Annotated in this window: 17 protein-coding genes; 11 read left to right on the plus strand and 6 right to left on the minus strand. The window is 72.5% G+C overall.

Annotated features, from left to right (window positions below):
• Positions 1–105: 105 nt before the first annotated feature.
• From NUT86_RS35085 to NUT86_RS35115, 7 genes are all read left to right on the plus strand, one after another.
• On the plus strand, positions 106–1,275 hold the full coding sequence (locus NUT86_RS35085; protein WP_274739378.1) for a CapA family protein: 1,170 nt from the start codon (positions 106–108) through the stop codon (positions 1,273–1,275).
• A gap of 100 nt (positions 1,276–1,375) precedes the next feature.
• Complete coding sequence (locus NUT86_RS35090; protein WP_018088469.1) at positions 1,376–1,993, plus strand: TetR/AcrR family transcriptional regulator; 618 nt, start codon at positions 1,376–1,378, stop codon at positions 1,991–1,993.
• Positions 1,994–2,199: 206 nt separating this feature from the next.
• Complete coding sequence (locus tag NUT86_RS35095) at positions 2,200–3,420, plus strand: cytochrome P450 (protein WP_159488848.1); 1,221 nt, start codon at positions 2,200–2,202, stop codon at positions 3,418–3,420.
• Between the two features lie 82 nt (positions 3,421–3,502).
• Positions 3,503–3,697 carry a ferredoxin gene (locus tag NUT86_RS35100; RefSeq protein WP_018088471.1) on the plus strand — a complete coding sequence of 65 codons (195 nt, stop codon included), beginning with the start codon at positions 3,503–3,505 and terminating at the stop codon, positions 3,695–3,697.
• Positions 3,694–5,025: an NAD(P)/FAD-dependent oxidoreductase gene (locus tag NUT86_RS35105; RefSeq protein WP_274739381.1), complete on the plus strand. Its 1,332-nt coding sequence runs from the start codon at positions 3,694–3,696 to the stop codon at positions 5,023–5,025. Before NUT86_RS35100 ends, NUT86_RS35105 begins: the two co-directional genes overlap by 4 nt.
• Before the next feature lie 65 nt (positions 5,026–5,090).
• Positions 5,091–7,544: an excinuclease ABC subunit UvrA gene (uvrA, locus tag NUT86_RS35110; protein ID WP_274739383.1), complete on the plus strand. Its 2,454-nt coding sequence runs from the start codon at positions 5,091–5,093 to the stop codon at positions 7,542–7,544.
• An 82-nt stretch (positions 7,545–7,626) separates the two neighbouring features.
• Positions 7,627–7,839, plus strand: coding sequence for an EF-hand domain-containing protein (locus NUT86_RS35115; RefSeq protein ID WP_020397709.1), 213 nt, complete (start codon positions 7,627–7,629; stop codon positions 7,837–7,839).
• A gap of 9 nt (positions 7,840–7,848) precedes the next feature.
• Here the strand turns inward: NUT86_RS35115 and NUT86_RS35120 are convergent, their stop codons facing one another.
• Positions 7,849–8,772 (minus strand): LysR family transcriptional regulator, encoded by a 924-nt coding sequence (locus NUT86_RS35120; protein WP_274739385.1) that lies wholly within the window; start codon positions 8,770–8,772, stop codon positions 7,849–7,851.
• Positions 8,773–8,883: 111 nt separating this feature from the next.
• On the opposite strand from NUT86_RS35120, the gene NUT86_RS35125 reads away from it, so the two are divergent.
• Positions 8,884–9,522 carry a LysE family transporter gene (locus NUT86_RS35125; RefSeq protein WP_274739387.1) on the plus strand — a complete coding sequence of 213 codons (639 nt, stop codon included), beginning with the start codon at positions 8,884–8,886 and terminating at the stop codon, positions 9,520–9,522.
• Here NUT86_RS35125 and NUT86_RS35130 read toward each other — a convergent pair.
• Both NUT86_RS35130 and NUT86_RS35135 read right to left on the minus strand, forming a co-directional pair.
• Positions 9,487–11,871 carry a GH92 family glycosyl hydrolase gene (locus NUT86_RS35130; RefSeq protein WP_274739389.1) on the minus strand — a complete coding sequence of 795 codons (2,385 nt, stop codon included), beginning with the start codon at positions 11,869–11,871 and terminating at the stop codon, positions 9,487–9,489. The genes NUT86_RS35125 and NUT86_RS35130 overlap by 36 nt on opposite strands.
• A gap of 242 nt (positions 11,872–12,113) precedes the next feature.
• Positions 12,114–12,530: a tautomerase family protein gene (locus NUT86_RS35135; protein WP_274739391.1), complete on the minus strand. Its 417-nt coding sequence runs from the start codon at positions 12,528–12,530 to the stop codon at positions 12,114–12,116.
• A 120-nt stretch (positions 12,531–12,650) separates the two neighbouring features.
• Between NUT86_RS35135 and NUT86_RS35140 the strand changes: the two genes are divergently transcribed.
• Positions 12,651–13,601, plus strand: a complete 951-nt coding sequence (locus NUT86_RS35140) for a LysR family transcriptional regulator (protein ID WP_159484883.1) — start codon at positions 12,651–12,653, stop codon at positions 13,599–13,601.
• 72 nt (positions 13,602–13,673) lie between these two features.
• On the opposite strand, the gene NUT86_RS35145 is transcribed toward NUT86_RS35140, so the two are convergent.
• Together NUT86_RS35145 and NUT86_RS35150 are read right to left on the minus strand one after the other, a co-directional pair.
• Positions 13,674–14,411, minus strand: a complete 738-nt coding sequence (locus NUT86_RS35145; protein WP_274739394.1) for a class I SAM-dependent methyltransferase — start codon at positions 14,409–14,411, stop codon at positions 13,674–13,676.
• Positions 14,412–14,559: 148 nt separating this feature from the next.
• Positions 14,560–15,894, minus strand: coding sequence for an MFS transporter (locus NUT86_RS35150; protein ID WP_274739395.1), 1,335 nt, complete (start codon positions 15,892–15,894; stop codon positions 14,560–14,562).
• Between the two features lie 98 nt (positions 15,895–15,992).
• Between NUT86_RS35150 and NUT86_RS35155 the strand changes: the two genes are divergently transcribed.
• Both NUT86_RS35155 and NUT86_RS35160 read left to right on the plus strand, forming a co-directional pair.
• Positions 15,993–16,994, plus strand: coding sequence for a transcriptional regulator (locus tag NUT86_RS35155; RefSeq protein ID WP_274739397.1), 1,002 nt, complete (start codon positions 15,993–15,995; stop codon positions 16,992–16,994).
• Between the two features lie 252 nt (positions 16,995–17,246).
• On the plus strand, positions 17,247–17,723 hold the full coding sequence (locus NUT86_RS35160; protein WP_274739399.1) for a hypothetical protein: 477 nt from the start codon (positions 17,247–17,249) through the stop codon (positions 17,721–17,723).
• A gap of 74 nt (positions 17,724–17,797) precedes the next feature.
• On the opposite strand, the gene NUT86_RS35165 is transcribed toward NUT86_RS35160, so the two are convergent.
• Complete coding sequence (locus tag NUT86_RS35165; RefSeq protein ID WP_371874908.1) at positions 17,798–19,249, minus strand: amino acid permease; 1,452 nt, start codon at positions 19,247–19,249, stop codon at positions 17,798–17,800.
• Positions 19,250–19,289: the final 40 nt, after the last annotated feature.

Raw genomic sequence — 19,289 nt, forward strand, 5'->3', positions numbered from 1 at the left:
GGCGTCCGGCCCGATGGCGGCAGTCGTGAGTCCGTATGGGGGAGAGCCGCGGACACCGGCGCACGGGGGGATTTCCGGTCATGTCCCTGCTGATATCTGTCGGGCATGAGCGCGTACACACGGTATGCGGCAGCAGCCCTGCTCGCCGCGCTGGCCGTGGGCTGCACCAGCCCGCACCCCGTCCCACGGCCGGCCCCGCGGCCCACCCCGGAACCCACACCGCGGGCCCATGCGGGCGCCCCCGTCACCGACGACGCCGGCCGGCAGTCCTTCACCCTGGTCGCCGCCGGGGACGTCCTCCCCTCCGACCCCGAGGTCCTCGCCACCGCCCGGCGCGACGCACCACACGACGGCTACGACTACCGGCCGATACTCAAGGGCGTGCGGCCGGTCATCTCCGCAGCCGACCTGGCGCTGTGTCATCTCGACGCGCCGCTCGGACCGCTGGGCGGGCCCTTCACCGGGCACCCGGTCCTGCAGGCACCACCACAGATCGCCACCGCGCTGAAGGCGACCGGCTACGACTCCTGCGCCACCGCCTCCCACCACGCCCTCGACCGCGGAGTGCCGGGTGTGCAGCGCACTCTGGAGGCCCTGGACACCGTCGGGCTGCGCCATACCGGCTCGGCCCGGGACGCCGCCGAGGGCGCCCGCCCTGCGCTGCTGCGGGCCCCGGGCGGCGCACGGGTCGCCCAGCTCGCGTACACCTACGGCACCGGGGGCGGGCGGCGCCCGGCGTACGCACCGTGGACGGTGAATCTGCTCGACGAGAAGCGGATCATCAAGGATGCCCGGGCGGCCCGCCGGGACGGCGCCGATGTCGTGGTCGTCAGCCCGTACTGGGGCACGGAGTACCGAACGGCCCCCGACGCACGGCAGATCCGGCTGGCCCGTGCGCTCACCGCCTCCGAGACCGCCGGCCGGCCCGACATCGATCTGATCGTCGGCACCCGTGCGCACACCCCGCAGCCGTACGAGAAGGTCAACGGCACCTGGGTCGTCTACGGCCTCGGTGACCAGCTCTCCGGCGTCACGAAGAAGCCGCGGGGCAACTGGGGCAGCATCGCCCGCTTCCGGTTCGCGCCGCCGCACCGCGCCGGTCAGCGCTGGCGGGTCACCACGGCCGAGTACCTCCCGCAGTTCGTCGAGCAGGGCAAGCGGGTCCGGGTGCGCAATCTCGCCACGAGCGGCCGGCACGACCGGATCCGCACGTCGGTCGGCACGGTGGTGCTGAGCCGGGGTGCCGCGGCCGACGGGCTGACGAGGGGCCGGTGAACCGCAGCCCCGCGCCGTCCTCGCGTAGGCCGCACCTGCCCCGGTGTGAAACCCTGGCGCAGCACCCCGTCGGCCAGGTCAGGGAAGGAACCGGAGGGCAGTGAGCGAGCAAGCGGCCGTCCGGGCCCGTAATCCGCGTGGACAGGGCGAGCGTCTGCGGGAGGAACTCCTGCGGGCCACCGAGCGGCTCCTGGAGGAGGTCGGCAGCGAGGACGCGCTGTCGCTGCGGGCGGTGGCCCGCGCGGCCGGTGTGGCCGCGCCGAGCATCTACCGGCACTTCTCCGACAAGACCGAACTGGTCTGGGCGACCCTCGAAGTCAGCTATGAGCGGCTCGCGGAGGCGATGTCCGGGGCCGCGGCGAAGGCGGCGGACGACCCGGTGGAGCGGCTGCGCGCCCAGCTGCGCGCCTACTGCCGCTATGCCGTCGCGCACCCCGCGACCTACCGCCTGCTCTACGAGACCCGGCAGACCCCGGTCGACCCCGAGCGGCTCGCCGGGCACCCCGCCGGGCTGCTGGTGCGCAGCTGGCAGCAGGCCCTGACGGCCTGTGAGGACGCCGGATGGCGGGTGCGCGGCTCGCGGTCCGAGGCGCCGTACGTGCTGTGGTCGGCGGTGCACGGCCGGGTCACGCTCTGGCAGGTCATGCCGAGCCGCAAGGACACCGGTCGGCTGGACCGGTTCGTGGACGAGATGCTGCAGCTGCTGCTGGAGCGCTGAGCCGCGCTTTCGGCGCTCCGCTCAGCCCCTGTCCCACCGGCCGCTCCGCGCAGCGCCGAAACCGTCTCCCTGAGGCACCGTCACGCACACCACCCCCCGGCATCGTGATGCGTGCACTACACATGTAAGTTTACGGGTGTTAGGCGAACGTTCGGCTCATGGCGCACGCCCCTGCCGGTGTGCGCGCACCAAGCGAGATGAGCGAGATGACACTTTCCACCGCCCCGGCGCCGCTGCCCGTGGAACCCCCGAGCGGCTGCCCCTTCGACCCGCCCGCCGAATTCGGCACCCTGCGCACCCAGCAGCCGATCTCCAAGATCGCCCTCCCGGACGGCAGTTGGGCCTGGCTGGCCACCCGCTACAGCGACATCCGGACGATCCTCGGCGACACCCGCTTCAGCTCCGACACCACCGTTCACGGCTACCCGCTCAGCGGGATGACCGGCGGCGGCAGCACCGAGAACCGCGGCTTCATTCGCCGGGACCCGCCCGAGCACACCCGGCTGCGCCGGATGGTCACCCGGGAGTTCATGGTCAAGCGGGTCGAGGCGCTGCGCCCGGAGATCCAGCGGATCACGGAGGAACTCTGCGACCTGATGGAGCGCGCCGAGCGGGGTGCGCACGGCGGAGTGGACCTCGTCGAGGCACTGGCGCTGCCGGTCCCGTCGCTGGTGATCAGCCTGCTGCTGGGCGTCCCGTACGACGACCACGACGTCTTCCAGCGGCTCACCGGCACCTTGCTCTCCCGCACCGTCCCCGACGACGAGCGGGAGACCGCCCGCCTCGAACTGCGCGACTACCTCGACCGGTTGGTCACCGCCAAGGAAGCGGACCCGGGGGACGACATCCTCGGGCGGCTGATCGTCGAGCAGCAGCGGACCGGTGAGATCGGCCACGACGAGGTGGCCGCGTTCGCCGCCCTGCTGCTGATCGCCGGGCACGAGACCACCGCCAACATGATCGGTCTGAGCGCACTGACCCTGATGCGCGACGCGGAGACCGCCGGGCAGCTGCGTCAGGAGCCCGGCCTGATCCGTGGCGCCGTCGAGGAGTTGCTGCGCTTCCACAGCATTATCCGCAACGGGCCGCGCCGGGTCGCCACCGCCGATATCGAGATCGACGGTCACCTCATCCGGGCCGGCGAGGGCGTCGTCGTCGCCGTTCCGTCCGCCAACCGCGACGAGAGTGTCTTCCCCGACGCCGACCGCCTCGATGTGCACCGCCCCAACGCCCAGCACCATGTCGCCTTCGGCTACGGCATCCACCAGTGCCTCGGCCAGGCGCTGGCCCGGGTCGAACTCCAGGTGGTGATCGGCACCTTGCTGCGCCGCTTCCCCACGATGCGGCCCGCGGTGCCCCTCGACGAGATCCCCTTCCGCACCGATATGGCGATCTACGGCTGTCACGCCCTGCCCGTCACCTGGTGACCCCGGCACCACCGCCGGGCGGCCCGCGACCGCGGCCGGATTCCCCCTTCACTCCACCGCAACTCCCATGGAGCCTTCTGCCATGAAGATCACCCTTGATGCCGACAAGTGCTGCGCCGCCGGACAGTGCGTGCTGATCGCCCCCGAGGTCTTCGACCAGCGCGACGAGGACGGAGTGGTGGTGCTGCTCGACGCCGAACCGCCCGCCGGGCAGCACGACGCGGTCCGTGAGGCGGCCGCCATCTGCCCGGCCGCCGTGATCGAGGTACACGCATGACCGCCCGGCCGATCGCCGTCGTCGGCGCCTCCGCGGCCGGCCTCGCCGCGGCCGAGGCGCTGCGCCGCGGCGGCTGGCGCGGCCCGCTCACCCTCATCGGTGACGAGCCCCATCTCCCCTACGACCGGCCGCCGTTGTCCAAGCAGCTGCTGCACGGCGCCTGGGAGCCGGACCGGCTGCTGCTGCGCACCGAGGAGCAGCTCGCCCCGCTCGGCCTCGATCTGCGGCTCGGCACCCGGGCCACCGGCCTCGATGTGGCCACCCGCACCCTCACCCTCGACGGCGACGAGCCGCTCCGCTGCGCCGGCGTGATCATCGCGACCGGTGTCGGGGCCCGAACCCTGCCCGGCGCCGACCGCATCGCCGGGGTGCACACTCTGCGCACCCTCGACGAGGCACTGGCACTGCGCGGCCGGCTGGCCCATGGGGGTACCCCGGGCCTGCGCCTGGTGATCGTCGGGAACGGCGTACTGGGCTGCGAAGCCGCCGCGGTGGCACGGGAGTTGGGACACGACGTCACCCTCGTCGGCATCGAGCCGACACCGATGGCCGCCGCCGTCGGCACCGAGGTCGGCGAGCTGCTCGCCGAGGAACACCGCGCCCGGGGTGTACGGCTGCTCACCGGCGCGGTGGACGGATTCGAGACCGCGCCCGCGGACCCGGACGGCTCCGGCCCGCAGGTCACCGCCGTACGGCTGGCCAGTGGGGGTCCCCCCGGCAGTGGGGCCGCCGGGGGAAGCAGCCGGCTGCCGGCCGACCTCGTGCTGCTGGCGATCGGCTCCCGGCCCGCCGTCGAGTGGCTGGCCGACCCGGCCCTGGACACCACCGACGGGCTGCGCTGCGATGAGTACTGCGCGGCCGCCCCCGGCATCTACGCCGCGGGCGATGTGGCCCGCTGGGACCATCCGGTCCACGGCCGCCCGCTGCGCTTCGAGCACCGGATGAACGCCACCGAGCAGGGCATGGCCGCCGCCCGCAACCTCCTGGCCGAACTGACCACGACGGCCGACGCCACCGGGGTGGCGGAAGACGCCCCCGCCCCGGAACGCCGCCCGTTCGCGCCCGTGCCGTACTTCTGGTCCGACCAGTACGACCTCAAGCTCCAGGCGTACGGGCTGACCGCGGGCGCCGACCGGGTCGAGGCCACCGTCCTGGACCGGGCCGAGCGGCGCGTCCTCGCGCTCTACGGGCGGGACGGGCACGCCGTCGGCGTCCTGGCGGCCGGCCTGCCGCCCCGCCGGATCCGGGCGCTGCGCGCGGTCATCGCCACCCCGCTGCCCTGGGAGGAGGCCCGCGAGCGGATCGGCGCCGCCACGGCCGGCGACTGAGACACCTCCTGGGACCGGCCCCGACGATGGCCCGACCACGCCGGGCTGTGCCTGATCATGGAGGGATGGCCGACTCGTACGTACGGGTGCGCGGCGCCCGTGAGCACAACCTCCGCAGCATCGATGTGGACATCCCGAGGGACGCGCTGGTCGCGTTCACCGGGGTGTCCGGATCGGGCAAGTCCTCCCTCGCCTTCGGCACCCTCTACGCCGAGGCGCAGCGCCGCTACTTCGAGTCGGTGGCCCCCTACGCCCGGCGGCTGATCCACCAGGTCGGCGCGCCCAAGGTCGAGGACATCACCGGACTGCCGCCCGCCGTCGCCCTGGAGCAGCGGCGCTCCGCCCCCACCTCCCGCTCCTCGGTCGGCACCGTCACCACCCTCTCCAACACCCTGCGGATGCTCTTCTCCCGCGCCGGCGACTACCCGGAGGACGCGGCGGAACGGCTGGACTCGGACGCCTTCTCGCCCAACACCGCGGCCGGCGCCTGCCCGGAGTGCCACGGCCTGGGCACCGTCCACCGCGTCACGGAGCAGTCCCTCGTCCCCGACCCGGCGCTCTCCATCCGGGACGGTGCCATCGCCGCCTGGCCCGGCGCCTGGCAGGGCAAGAACCTCCGCGACATCCTCGCGGCCCTCGGCCATGACACTGACCGGCCCTGGCGTGAGCTGCCGCCGGCCGAGCGCGAGTGGATCCTGTTCACCGACGAACAGCCCGTCGTCACCGTCCACCCCGTGCGCGACGTGGGCCGGATCCAACGCCCCTACAAGGGCCAGTACATGAGCGCCCGGCGCTATGTGCTGCACACCTTCGCCGACTCCAAGAGCGAGACCCTGCGCAAGCGTGTCCAGGGGTTCATGGTCGCCGAGCCCTGCCCGGTGTGCGCCGGGCGGCGGCTGCGCCCCGAGGCGCTGGCCGTGACGTTCCACGGCCAGGACATCGCCACCCTCGCCGGGATGCCGCTCGGCGCCCTCGCCGAGCTGCTGTGCCCCACCGCCGCACGGCCGGACGACGAGGTGGCCCCGACGCTGGCCCGCGACCTGGTGGCGCGGATCGAGGTGCTCACCGAACTCGGTCTTGGCTATCTGAGCATGGACCGGCCCTCGCCCACCCTGTCCGCCGGTGAACTCCAGCGGCTGCGGCTGGCCACCCAGCTGCGCTCCGGCCTCTTCGGCGTCGTCTACGTCCTGGACGAGCCCTCCGCCGGCCTGCACCCCGCCGATACCGAGTCCCTGCTCACGGTGCTCGGCCGGCTCAAGGAAGCGGGCAATTCGCTGTTCGTCGTCGAGCACGACATGGAGGTGGTGCGGCGCGCCGACTGGATCGTCGACATCGGCCCGCGCGCCGGGGAACACGGCGGACAGGTGCTGCACAGCGGGCCCGTCGCCGCGCTCGCTGACGCCACCGGCTCCGCCACCCGCCGGTTCCTCTTCGACACCGCACCGCCCGCCGCCCGCACGGTGCGCCGCCCCACGGGCACGCTCACGCTGCGCGGTGTCACCCTGCACAATCTGCGCGGTCTGGACGCCGCCTTCCCGCTCGGCGTCTTCACCGCCGTCACCGGTGTCTCGGGATCGGGCAAAACGACGCTGGTCACCCGGGTGCTCGCGGAGGCGGTGCGCGAGCACCTCGGCGACGGGACGACCGATACGGGCGAGGACGGGACCGAGGCCGGCCCGATGGCCCGCGCCCAACTCAGCGGCGCCGAGGGCCTGGAGGCGATCGACCGGCTGGTGCGCGTCGACCAGAAGCCGATCGGCCGCACCCCGCGCTCCAACCTCGCCACCTACACCGGCCTCTTCGACGCCGTGCGCAAGGTCTTCGCCGCCACCGACGAGGCCCGCGCCCGCGGCTACACCGCCGGACGGTTCTCCTTCAACGTCGCCGCCGGCCGCTGCGAGACCTGCCAGGGCGAGGGCTTCGTCGCCGTCGAACTGCTCTTCCTGCCCGGTACGTACGCGCCCTGCACCGCCTGCCACGGCGCCCGCTACCACCCCGAAACCCTGGAGATCACCTACCGGGACCGCACCATCGCCGACGTCCTCGCGATGACCGTGGACACCGCCGCGGACTTCCTCGCCGACATTCCGGCCGCCGCCCGCAGCCTGCGCACGCTCCAGGACGTGGGCCTGGGCTATCTGCGGCTCGGCCAGCCCGCGACCGAGCTGTCCGGCGGCGAGGCCCAGCGCATCAAGCTCGCCACCGAACTCCAGCGGACCCGCCGCGGCCACACCCTCTACCTCCTCGACGAGCCCACCACCGGACTGCACCCCGCCGACACCGAGGTCCTGCTGCGCCAGCTCCACGGCCTGGTCGACGCCGGCCACACCGTGGTGGTCGTCGAGCACGACATGGGGGTGGTGGCCGGCGCCGACCATGTCATCGACCTCGGCCCCGGCGGCGGAGCGGACGGCGGCCGGATCGTGGCGGCGGGCACCCCGGCCGAGGTCGCGGACGCGCCGGGGAGCCGGACCGCCCCCTATCTGGCCCGGCGGAGGGCGCGGCCGGACGCCCGTTGACGGTCCGCTAATGTACGCAGGTCAGATCACCAGGTATCACCACCGCGCAGTACTGCGCAGCACCACGAAGGGGGCACCTCACATGGCAGACATGGAGAAGGCCAGGGCGGCGTTCGACCGGTTCGACGCGGACGGCGACGGCCAGGTCACGCCGGAGGAGTTCAAGCACGCGATGGCCGAGATGGGCGACCCGTACGTCACCGGCCCGGTCGCCGAGGCGGTCATCAAGGCCAGGGACACCGACAGCGACGGCCGGATGTCGTTCGACGAGTTCTGGCAGGCCCTGCAGCACTGACGCGCCCGCTCACACCCCCTTCGCCTCCCGTTCGCCCGCGGCCGCGCGCAGCGCCGCCAGCCCGCGGGCGACCGGGGGCTGCCGCGCACTGCCGCGCCGGACGGCTGCCAGGAACCGCCGTACCGGCAGCGGCTCCCCGCGCAGCGGCACCCGTACGACCGGACACCGCTCCGGCACCGGCGCCAGCCTCGGCACCAGACAGATCCCGAAGCCGTGCGCGACCAGGGCGGCGACCGCGTACCAGTCCACCGCGTCATGGCGCACCCGCGGGGTGAAGCCCGCCGTGGCACAGGCGGTCAGCAGCAGTTGATGCTGATCGGCCGGATCTCCGGCGCGGATCCAGCTCTCCCCGCCCGCCTCCGCCAGTGCCACCCCCTGCGCCGCCCGTCCGGCGAACCGGTGCCCGGCCGGCACCAGCAGGTCCTGCGGCTCCTCCAGGAGCGGCTGCTGGGCGAAGCGCGCATCGTCCGGTGAGGGGCTGCCCGGCGCCGGAATCACCACGGCGATATCCGCCCAGCCGGCCAGCAGCAGCTCGAAGCGGTTCTCGCCCGGGTCCTCGCCGATCTCCACCGCCAGCCGCGGCAACTCCTCACGCAGCCGCGCCGCCGCCGGCGCGATCACCCCGGCGATCGCCGTCGCCACCCCGGTGATCCGCAGCCGCCCGGCCACCCCGTCCGCGTGGCCCGCGAGATCCGCGCGGGCCTCCTCCCAGCGCGCGAACAGCGCGTCGGCGTGCTCGACCAGCGCCAACGCCGCCGGTGTGAGGCGTATGGTGCGGCCCGCCGGTTCCAGGAGTTCCAGCCCGAGCCGGGCCGACAGCTGCCGCAGCTGCTGGGAGACCGTCGACGGGGTCAGATGCAGGGCCTCGGCGGTCGCGGTGACGGTGCCCCGCTCATGGAGGACACGCAGGGTCTGCAGCCGGGGATCGATCATGCGGGGGAGCGTAGTTGAGGACAACCGCATCAACCGTGCGGAGATGCCACACGGTTCCCTGCGGAAACTTTCGATGGACCCACCACATCGGCCCGCCCGAAGCTGAACGGCATGACCGAGATCCTGACCGATGCCTTTCTGCCGGGACTGTGGGCGGGCTATGCGCTCGCCGTTCCCGTCGGCGCGCTGGCCGTGCTGCTGGTGAGTGTGACCGCCCGGACCTCCTTCCGGGTCGGTGCCTCGGCGGCGCTCGGGGTGGCGACCGCCGACGGCCTCTACGCGCTGGCCGCGGTCGCCGGCGGCGCCGCCCTCTCCCGTGCGGTCGCCCCGGCCGCGGGCCCGCTGCGCTCGCTCGCCGCCGTCATCCTGCTCGGCATGGCGATCCGGACCGCCGTACGGGCCCTGCGCCACCGCGGTACGCAGGAGGGCCCGGCACGGGACGTCCTGGGACGCCCCGGCCGGGCCTATCTCGCCTTCCTGGGGCTGACGTTGGTCAACCCCTGGGCGGTCCTCTACTTCTCCGCGCTGGTGCTGGCCGGTGGTGCGGGGGCACCGGGGGCCGGTGCCGCCGGCTCCGCCGCCTTCGTGGCCGCCGTGGTCACCGCCTCCGCGAGCTGGCAGTTGTTCCTGGCCGCGGGCGGCGCCGTGCTGGGCAGGACGCTGACCGGCTCCCGGGGGCGGGTCGTCACCGCGCTGCTCTCCGCCGCGGTGATCTCAGCGCTGGCGGTCGGACTGCTGCTGCGCGGCTGAGCCGGTGCCCACCGGCGGTGGTGCGGCATGCTCGCCGGTACCCCAGCGGGACGGCTCCGTGCCCACGGTGAAGGCCAGTTCACGGCCCGAGCGCAGATCCTCGGTGGTGAGGTAGGTCCGGTCGTGGTCGGCGCCGTCGAGACGGACCGACCGCACATAGCGGTGGGCGGCGGAGGTACCGGGCGCCGTGACGGTGAAGTGCCCGGACGGGTAGTAACGCCGGTCCAGGGTCAGGTCCACCCGGTCGAAGACCGGTGTGCTCAGCCCCCAGCTGTCGGTGCCCGGCTGTACCGGGAACACCCCGATCGAGGAGAGCACCATCCACGCCGACATCGTCCCCAGATCGTCGTTCCCGGTCATCCCGGTCGGCGTGTCGGTGAACAGCGTCAGCGCCGCATGCACCACATCCGTCGTCTTCCAGGGGCGGCCGGTGGAGAGGTAGGTGTACGGCGCGATCAGATCCGGCTCGTTCTGCGGGTTGTACTTGTCCGCGTTGTAGTAGTCGTAGGGACCGTTCACCCACACCTCGCGGGCCGTCTTCTCCGGGTCCTCCAGCAGCTTCCGGTAGGCGAAGAACGCGTCCAGGCGCTCATCGGCCTTGTCCCTGCCGCCGATCAGCCGCAGCATCCCCGGCAGATCCTGCGGAACCAGCCACTGGTACTGCCAGGACGTGCCCTCGTGGAAGCCCTCGCTCTTGGCCGGGTCGGCGGGGCCGGTGAAGGCGCCCTGTGCGTCGCGGGCCCGGAAGAAGCCGGTCGAACCGTCGAAGATCTTGCGGTAGTTCTGGGCACGGGCCGCATACCGGTCGGCGTCCTTGCCGTGCCCCAGATCGCGCGCCATCTGGGCCAGCATCGCGTCCGACAGGGCGTATTCGAGGGTCGCCGAGGCACCGTGGTCGAAGTCGGAGTCGCCGGGCTTTGGGTGCGGGCGGCCCTTGATGTACGGGGCGAAGCCGTCCTTGAGGTAGGGCGCGTTGGCCTCCCGGCCGACGGCCGGCGAACCGTCCGGCGGCACTCCGTCGGCGTTCTTCTTCAGCGCCGCGTACGCCTCCTCCTCATGGCCCCGCAACAGCCCCTGCTGATAGGCGTTGGTGAGGAAGGGAGTGACCGGATCGCCGGTCATGATGTTCGTCTCGACCGTCCCGTAGCCCCACTTGGGCAGCCAGCCGCTCTCCTTGTCGATCCGCAGCACCGACAGCGCCATATCGCGGGACTCGCCCGGCGCCAGCAGCGCCAGCAGCTGCGCCTGGGTGCGATAGGTGTCCCACAACGACCAGTTCTGGTAGTAGGTGAACCCCTTGGCGCGATGCGTCTTCCGGTCCCATCCGGTGTACCGCCCGTCCACATCACTGCCGATGTTCGGCGCGAGGAAGGACCGGTAGAGCGAGGAGTAGAAGGTCCGGCGCAGCGTCCGGTCGCCGCCCTGGGCCTTCACCAGCCCCAGCCGCCGCTCCCAGGCGGCGTCGGCCGCCGCCTTCGTACGGTCGAAGGAACTGCCGCCCTCGGCACGCAGATTGCGGGCCGCGCCCGCCGCGTCCACGTAACTGAGGGCGGTGGTCGCCTCGACGGTGCGGTCCGAGCGGGTGTCGAAGCGGGCGTAGGCACCGTGCCGGCCGCCGGCGGTGGACCCCTTGGACCCGGCCGTCACCTTGTCGCCGTCCCAGGTCCCGTACGACGTGAACGGCCGGTCGAAGCGGGTGATCGTGTGGACGGTGTACGGCTGGGTGTCCTGGCAGAAACCGCGGCTGGTGATGGTGGTGCGGATGGTGCGGGAATCCAGCACCTCGACCCGTGTCGAGACCGTCTTGTGCAGCGACTGGCCCGCGTTGAGCAGCACATTGGCCTTGTCGGTGGCCGGGAAGGTGTAGCGCTGCTTCCCGGTGCGTGCGGTCGCGGTGAGCTCGGCGGTGATTCCGCCGTAGGAGGTCAGGCCGACGCGGTAATAGCCGGGCCGGGCCGACTCGTCGTCGTGGCGGTAGCCGGAAGCGTACTTCGCATAGTCGGTCTCGGTGATGTCGCCCGTGGTGGGCAGCACCGGCAGATCACCGCCGAGTCCGCAGCCCACGCCCGAGAGGTGCACCGCACTGAAGCCGCGGATGCGGTCGTCGTCGTAGCTGTAGCCGGCGAAGTGCCCGGTATCCGGGGAGAGCTGCACCATGCCGAACGGTACGGCGGCACCCGGGTAGGTGTTGCCGTCGTTCTGGCTGCCGATGAACGGGTTGACCAGGTCGGTGAGCGGGCCGCCGGGCGGCTCGGCCTGCGCGGCGGGGACCGCGAGCGCGCTCCCGATGAGCGCGGCCGCCAGCACCGCGCCCGCGGTGCGCAGCCGGGTACGACTGAGCCATGGCATGGATCCGGACCTCCGGGGGTTGGGTCGCCGGACAGCCGGCCGGGCCGTGCGGACGAGCGCGCACGCCCCGCGTGGCCGACAACGTTGTCAGAGCGCGCTCATTCTTGGTTGCGGCCAAGGGCGCGTCAAGAGGTGCCGCGGGAGTAACTCCTGTGCGCCCGGCCCCCGTCGAGGGGGCGGGCGCACGTCAGCGGGAACGAACGGGGCGAGCCGGGCAGAAGAAGCACAGCCCGGCGAAGGCCTCAGCGGGCGGCGGGCGCAGCCGGTGCGTTCCCGGCCCGCCGGTAGTAGTCGAGTTGCGTCACCCCGTTGTAGCCGTAGCTCTCCGGGTGCAGTTCGTGCAGCGCGACACCGGACCGGGGGAGCGGGCCGAGCAGGTCCGACAGCAGCTCGTCGGCCGCGGCGATGAAGGCGGCCTTCTCCGCGGCACTGTTGGTGCCCGCGGTGAGACTCGCCTCCACATGCGCCTCGCGGCCGCCGGCCAGGGGCGTGCCGCCGACGTAATAGCGGTCTGCCGGAACCAGATTGAGGTGGACGATGGTGCGCGCGCGGTCCTTGCGCAGCACCGTGACCGCCAGCCCCGTCAGCCCCTCGGCAAGGGCGCGCTGGACATCGGCGGGGAGGTCGGGGTCGGGGACGGTGACCCGGAAATACGGCATGGCTCTCCTCGGTATTGGCTCGGGGGTGTCGCCGCCGGAACCGGCGGCACGGAGCCAGCGTCACCGAACCGGGCATCATTGATCCAACGCATAGTCGTCATAGGGATATGAGACCCACGCATGACCTTGAATCTGCCCCAGCTGCGGGCCTTTCTCGCCGTCGTCGACGCGGGCGGGTTCAGCGCGGCCGCCGCCGAGCTGGGCATGAGCCAGTCGGCGGTGTCGCACGCCGTCGCCTCCCTGGAACGGGAGTTGACCGCCCCGCTGCTGATCCGCGCCAGCCCGGTGCGGACGACCGTGCTCGGTGCGAAGGTCCTGCCGCACGCCCGTATGGCGCTGTCGGCGGTCCGGTCCGTGGAGCAGCTCGCGGCCGATGCCGGCGGGACCATGACCGGAACCGTGCGGCTGGCCTCCACACCAACGGTCTGCCAGGGCCTGGTCCCCGGCCTGCTCCGGCACTGGCGCGAGGACCAGCCGCGGATCACCGTGCGGGTCTTCGAGGGCGACAGCGCCGAGGTCGCGGCCTGGCTGGAGGACGGGACGGCCGATGCCGCCGTCCTGATCGACCCTCCCCCGGCCACCGCGGGGAAGTACCCCTGGTCCGGCCCCGGTATCGAGCTCGCCACGGACGAGTACCGGGCCCTGCTGCCCCGGGACCACCCCCTCGCGGACGAGCCGCGTGTCGACATCCGCGACCTGGAGGACGACCCGTTCCTGATCTCCCCCAACGGCTGTGAGGCCCGGGTCCGTACGCTCCACAGCCTGGCCGGGCTGCGCTTCTCCCCGACGCACCGGGTACGGGACCTGGCGACCCTGATCAGCATGGTGCAGGCCGGTCTCGGTGTGACGGTCCTGTCCGAGGTCTCCCGCTCACTGATCCCCTCTGACCTGGTCCTGCTCCCGCTGCAGCCGCAGACCTCACGCCGCCTCGTCCTGACCGGACCACAAGCCCGCCCCTGGCACCCGGCGCTCCGTACTTTGGCGGAGTCGGCCGCGGGTCATCTGGTGCGAAGCGTCTCCCGGCCGGCCGCGCCGGCGGAAGGACACTCCCTGCCCAGCGGCAGCCGCTGAGCACTCCGCGGGCTCCGCGGGCTCCGCGGCCGGACCGGTTTCGGGCACCGGCCCGGCCGCGCCCCGTGGAGGTCATGGACGGGTGTCGCGGCGGAACAGGGCCGTCCAGAGGAAGGGTTCGCCGAAGGACGGGGACTCCGGCGGCTCGTCGTGCATACGGCGCAGCTCGACCTCCGTCAGGTCGGAGAAGAGCCGGCGCAGCGACTCCGGGGTGTAGGCGAGACCGCCGTGGAGACCGGACTGGCGGTAGAAGTCGCCGTCGGGAAGTTCGGAACCCATCTCGCCCGCCGCGAAGCAGGTGAGGGCGAGATGGCCGCCGGGGGCCAGCACCTGGTCGAGGAGGGCGAGATAGCTGATGCGGCGGTGCGGCGGCAGATGGTGGAAGCAGCCGGAGTCGTGGATCAGGTCGTAGGGACCGCCGAGTGCGGTGCCGGCGAGCGCGAAGGCGTCACCGCAGTGGAAGCCGATCTCGGCGCCCGCCTCCCGGGCGCGCTCCTCGGCCCAGGCGACGGCCGCCGGAGAGAGGTCGACGGCGTCCACCTCGAAGCCCAGCGAGGCCAGATGGACCGCATTGCGGCCAGGCCCGCAGCCCAGGTCGAGGGCCCGGCCCGGGGTGATCAGGCCACGTTCGAGGTATGAGACCAGGTTCTCGTCCGGCTTCGCCACGAAGAATGGCACCGCCCTGTCGCGGTCCGCGTAGAAGCCGTCCCACCACGAGGCCGCCCCGCTCGTCCAGCGGTCGGCCTCCGGTGCGAACAGGCCGTCCAGGAGCCTGAGTACGTCCTCTACGGTGCGGATATTCCGGTCCATCCGGTCCCCCTTCCCTGTCCGGCGATCGTAGGTTCGACAGGCACAGAAGCCCAGATGAGGAGGGATGTGCGGATACTGTCACCGGCGGTGTGCGGGGCCGGGGCGAGCGGGCGAAGGGTGCCACGTACGCCCCGGAGCGGAGCGCCGCTCACGCCCCCGTCGAAGGCCGTGAAGGGGGCAATTCCCGCTGCGCCGGAGCGAGTTTCCCGGGCATTTTCCGGCAGGGTTTGGTGCCGTCGCGGTCGCGGTCGCCTTCGCTGTCGCTGTCGCTGTCGCTGTCGCTGGTGCCGTCGCCGTCGCCGTCCTGTGTCGGCCGCCGTTCCGGACCCCCGGGACGGAGACCGGGCGCCAGCGCAACCGTGACCACCACCGACGCGGCCGCCATCGCCGCCATCGCGGTCGTGGGCGAGGTGCGTTCGGCGACGGCGCCCGCCAGCGCGGCGCCGACGCCCTGCAGGGTCAGCATGCCGGAGGAGTGCAACCCCAGGGCGTGTCCGCTCAGTTCGTCCGGGGTCAGTGACAGCAGGCGCTCCTGCAAGGGGAGGTTCGCCGCATAGCCGATGGTGGCGAGCAGCACGGCGGCCAGCGCGAGGGGGAGTGCCGGGCGGAGGGCGAACAGCAGATACGGCACGGCGAGCAGCAGGCACAGCGGGACACAGAGCCGTGGCCGCCACCGCCGGGGGACGTATCTGCCGATCAGGATGTCCCCTGTCAGCATGCCGAGGGCGCCACAGGCGAAGAGGGGCCCCGCGTGCCGGGGCGCGTAGGGCACATAGAGGGACTCACAGCCGACGATCAGCCCGTTGGGCACCCACAGCGCGAGGTAGACGGTGCGGCGGGGCCCGGCGGACCACAGACGGGCGTTGTTGCGCCAGGTGTCGGCCACCGACGGCCGGCCCGCGGCGCGCGGTGGCCGCCGGCCGAGACCGCACCGGGCGACGGCCGCGGCGGCGGCGTACAGCCCCGCCCCGGCGAGCAGGGTGCCACGCGCCGACAGAACGGTCACGAGGACACCACCGGCCGCGAACCCGCAGATCTGCAGCAGACCGGCGGACATGTTGAGTACCGAGCGGCCCAGCAGATACCCCTCGCGCGCCAGGATCTCGTGGAGCAGCCCGTAGCGCACTCCGCCGCCCAGCGAGGAGACCGGCCCGAGCGCCAGGAGGACGGCGAAGGCCGCCCACACGGGCAGCCCCGGGAGGGCCTGGACGGCGGTGCCCAGGCCGAGGAGGAGTGCCAGGCCGGTCAGTGCGGTGCGTGGCGGGATCCGGTCGGCCGCCGACAGCAGGGTCGCCGCGCCGATCACCTGGGCGAGGGCCGGGCCGAACATGGCCAGGGCGGAGAGCAGCGGGGAGCCGGTCGCCGCGTAGACCCGGTGGCCCAGGGCCAGTCCGCTCATCGTCTGCGCCCCCACCTGCAGGGCGGAGGTCAGGAAGAAGGGGGTGAACTCCGGTGTACGGAAGAGTTGTCGGTAGGTGCGCACGGTCCCGGAGTCTCGGGGGCCGTGCGGGCGGGGCGTTACTGTTTCGCGGGCCGGCGAAACCACGGCGAACGGCGCGGAGCGGGGAAGGGGGAGGGGAGATGGGCTGGTGGGAAGTGAGCGCGGACACCCTCGCCGGAAGCCGTTTCGCGATCTCCCCGCTGGCCGAGACCCTCGCCACGCTGAAGACCCTGCACCGGGGCACGGCCGCGCATCCGGGGGAGCGGGCCTGGCTCGAACGCCATCTGCCCGCCTACCGCAGGCGGCTGACCGACGACCCGGTCACCGCCGCGCTGGTCCGGGCCGCTCTCGGACACCGCTGGAACGCGACCTTCCTGACGCCCACGCCGGCCGGTGACCCGCTAGCGGAACTGCCCTCCCTCGCCGAGGAGTTGGTGCCCGTCCGTGCAACCTCTCCCGCCACCGTGCGCGCCGATCTCGCTGTTTCCCTGGAGGGCCGGCCGCTGCCCGGTCCGCTGTGCCGCGCCGGCGACCTGCCCGAGCGCACCGCCGGTCTGCTGGAGTGGGTGTGGCAGGAAGCGGTGCTGCCGTACTGGGCGCGCCGCCGGCGGGTCCTGGAGGCCGATGTCCTCACCCGCAGCGCGCAGCTGAGCCGGGGCGGCTGGACCGCGGCACTGGCCGGGATGCGCCCCGGTATGCGCTGGCTCGGAGCGAACCGGCTGCAGATCACGGCGGACGACCATCCGCCGAGGGAACTCGACGGGGCACGGCTGCTGTTCGTCCCCGTCACACCGCAGCAGAGCTGGGTCTCGTGGGACGTCCGCCCGGCCCCGGGCCGACAGCGGTCCGCCGTGGTGTATCCGTGCTCGGGCGTGCTGGCCGAGACCGGACGGGTGGCGGCGCCCGAGGCGCTGGGCGCGTTGCTGGGCCCCGCGCGGGCGGGCGTACTCGTCCTCCTCGGCACTCCCAAGAGCACCACCCAGCTGGTGGCGCTGACCGGCCAGGGCCTGGGGTCGGTGGGCCGCCACCTCAAGGTGCTGCTCGATGCCCGGCTCGCCGGCCGCCGCCGGGCCGGACGGTCCGTGCTCTATTTCCGGACGGAGGCCGGTGAGGCCTTGGTGGCGGCGCAGTGTGACGGATGAGGAGGGTGCGCCGGCCGCGCCGCCATGCCGGCCGGGCACCCCGAAAATCATGAGGGTTCTGCCTTGCTCTCTTCAGGGGCGCATGCCTCAATGGTCAGCGATTCAGGTCGCTGACCATCCGTCAGATCTGGGCGGTGGGTCGGCACGGGGTCCGACCGCGGCCCCCGGGTGGCTGCCTGTCGTTCCCTCCCGCACCCTTCGACGGCCGGTGCCATGGACCTGCACCCCCCTCATGAAGGCGGTAACCCCCCTATGAAGCACCTCAGACCCGGCAGATTCGGCTTCCGTACGGCACTTGTCGTCGCCGTCGCCACCGCGGGCACCCTCGCGATGGCGCCGGCCGCCCCCGCGGTGACCCCTGGCACCGCCACCCTCTCCTTCAACTGCGGCTTCTACGGTTCCGGTACGGGGACGCTCACCGCGACCCAGAACGGCACGGCCGCGACCATCAGCCTCTCCACCTCGGCGATCACCTCACCCATAGCCATCGGTGCGAACTCGGTGGCGTCCACCCTCACGCTCACCAAGAACGGCGCCGGGACCACACAGTTCAGCGGCAAGGCCAACCCGGCGATCCCGGCCGGCAGCCCGGTCTCCACCGGACCGCTCAGCGGTACGGTCGCCGCGGGCGACCGCCTGGAGGCCACCTCCCTGAAGGTCGTGGTGTTCGGCATCACGGCCACCTGCCAGGCCACGTCCAAGCAGTCGCCCGGACCGTTCGTCTTCTGAGAGACGGGCGGGGGCCGGCGGACCCACGCCCGCCGGCCCCCGCCGCACACCGCAGCCCCGTCAGCGGACGCGGCTCACGCCTGCCCCGGGCCGCCCTCCGCTCCGGCAGCCTCCCGTTCCGCCCGCGCGAGGTTCGAGCGGCGGTAGGAGTAGGCGAAGTAGATGACCAGGCCGATCAGGAACCACACCGCGAACCGGACCCAGGTCTGCCACGCCAGGAACGTGATCAGCCAGATCGAGAAGCACACTCCGATCGCCGGCACCACCGGCATTCCCGGCGTACGGAACGTCCGCGGCAGGTCGGGGCGCTTGTAGCGGAGCACGATCACCGCGACGCAGACCACCACGAACGCGAGCAGGATGCCGATGTTCGTCAGCTCGGCGGCCTCACCGATCGGCAGGAAACCCGCGATCGCCGCGGAGGCGAAGCCGACGATCCAGGTCACCCGGGTCGGCACATGGTGCTTGGGGCTGGTCTTGGCGAACCACTTCGGCAGCAGACCGTCACGGCTCATCGAGAACCACACCCGGGTCACACCGAGCATGAAGGTGAACATGACGGTCAGAATGCCGATGATGGCGCCGACCGCGATGACATCCGCGAGGCTGCCCAGACCCACCGATTTGAACGCCGACGAGAAACCGCTCTCCGGGTCGATCTCCGTGTAGTTCTGCATACCCGTCAGCACCAGGCAGGCGAGGACATACAGCACCATCGAGATCGCCAGCGAATACATGATCGCCTTCGGCATATGGCGCTGGGCGTCCTTGGATTCCTCCGCCGCGGTACTCATGGCGTCATAGCCGAAGACCGCGAAGAAGACCGTGGCCGCGCCGGTGAAGGCACCGCTCACCCCGAACGGGAAGAACGGCGTGTAGTTCGCGGTGTTGATGTGGAAGAAGCCGACCACGATCACCACGACGACCACCAGGACCTTCAGGCCCACCACGATCGTCTCGAAACGCGCCGCGTTCTTGATGCCCAGCGTCAGCAGATAGGCGATCAGCAGACAGAGCACCGCGGCGAATAGGTCCACCCGGTGCCCTGGTCCCGTGCCCGGTGCGCCCAGCATCCAGGCGGGCAGATCGACGCCCAGCTCGCCGAGCAGAAAGCCGAAATAGCCGGAGATGCCGATCGCGACCACCGCCACGATCGCGGTGTACTCCAGCAGCAGGTCCCAGCCGATGAACCAGCCCGCCACCTCACCGAGGACCGCGTAGCCATAGGTGTAGGCCGAGCCCGCCTTCGGGATCAGCCCGGCGAATTCGGCGTAGGAAAACGCGGCCGCGGCGCTCGCGATACCCGCGACGAGAAACGAGATCAGTACCGCCGGTCCGGCCTTCTCGTTCGCGACGGTGCCGGCCAGTGTGAAGATCCCCGCGCCGATGATGCCGCCGACGCCGATGGCGGTCAGCTGCCACAGGCCGAGTGCCCGGGTGAGCTGCTCGCTCGCGGTGCCTTCCGCCTCTTCAATGTGTTCGATCGGTTTACGGCGCAATACGCCTTTTCCCGCGCGCAGCCCCATCGTCATCCCTCCGTACGCTCCGTCGTGGTCCGACGGCGGA

This window comes from Streptomyces sp. G7(2002) (assembly GCF_028870195.1).
Lineage (GTDB): Bacteria > Actinomycetota > Actinomycetes > Streptomycetales > Streptomycetaceae > Streptomyces > Streptomyces nigrescens.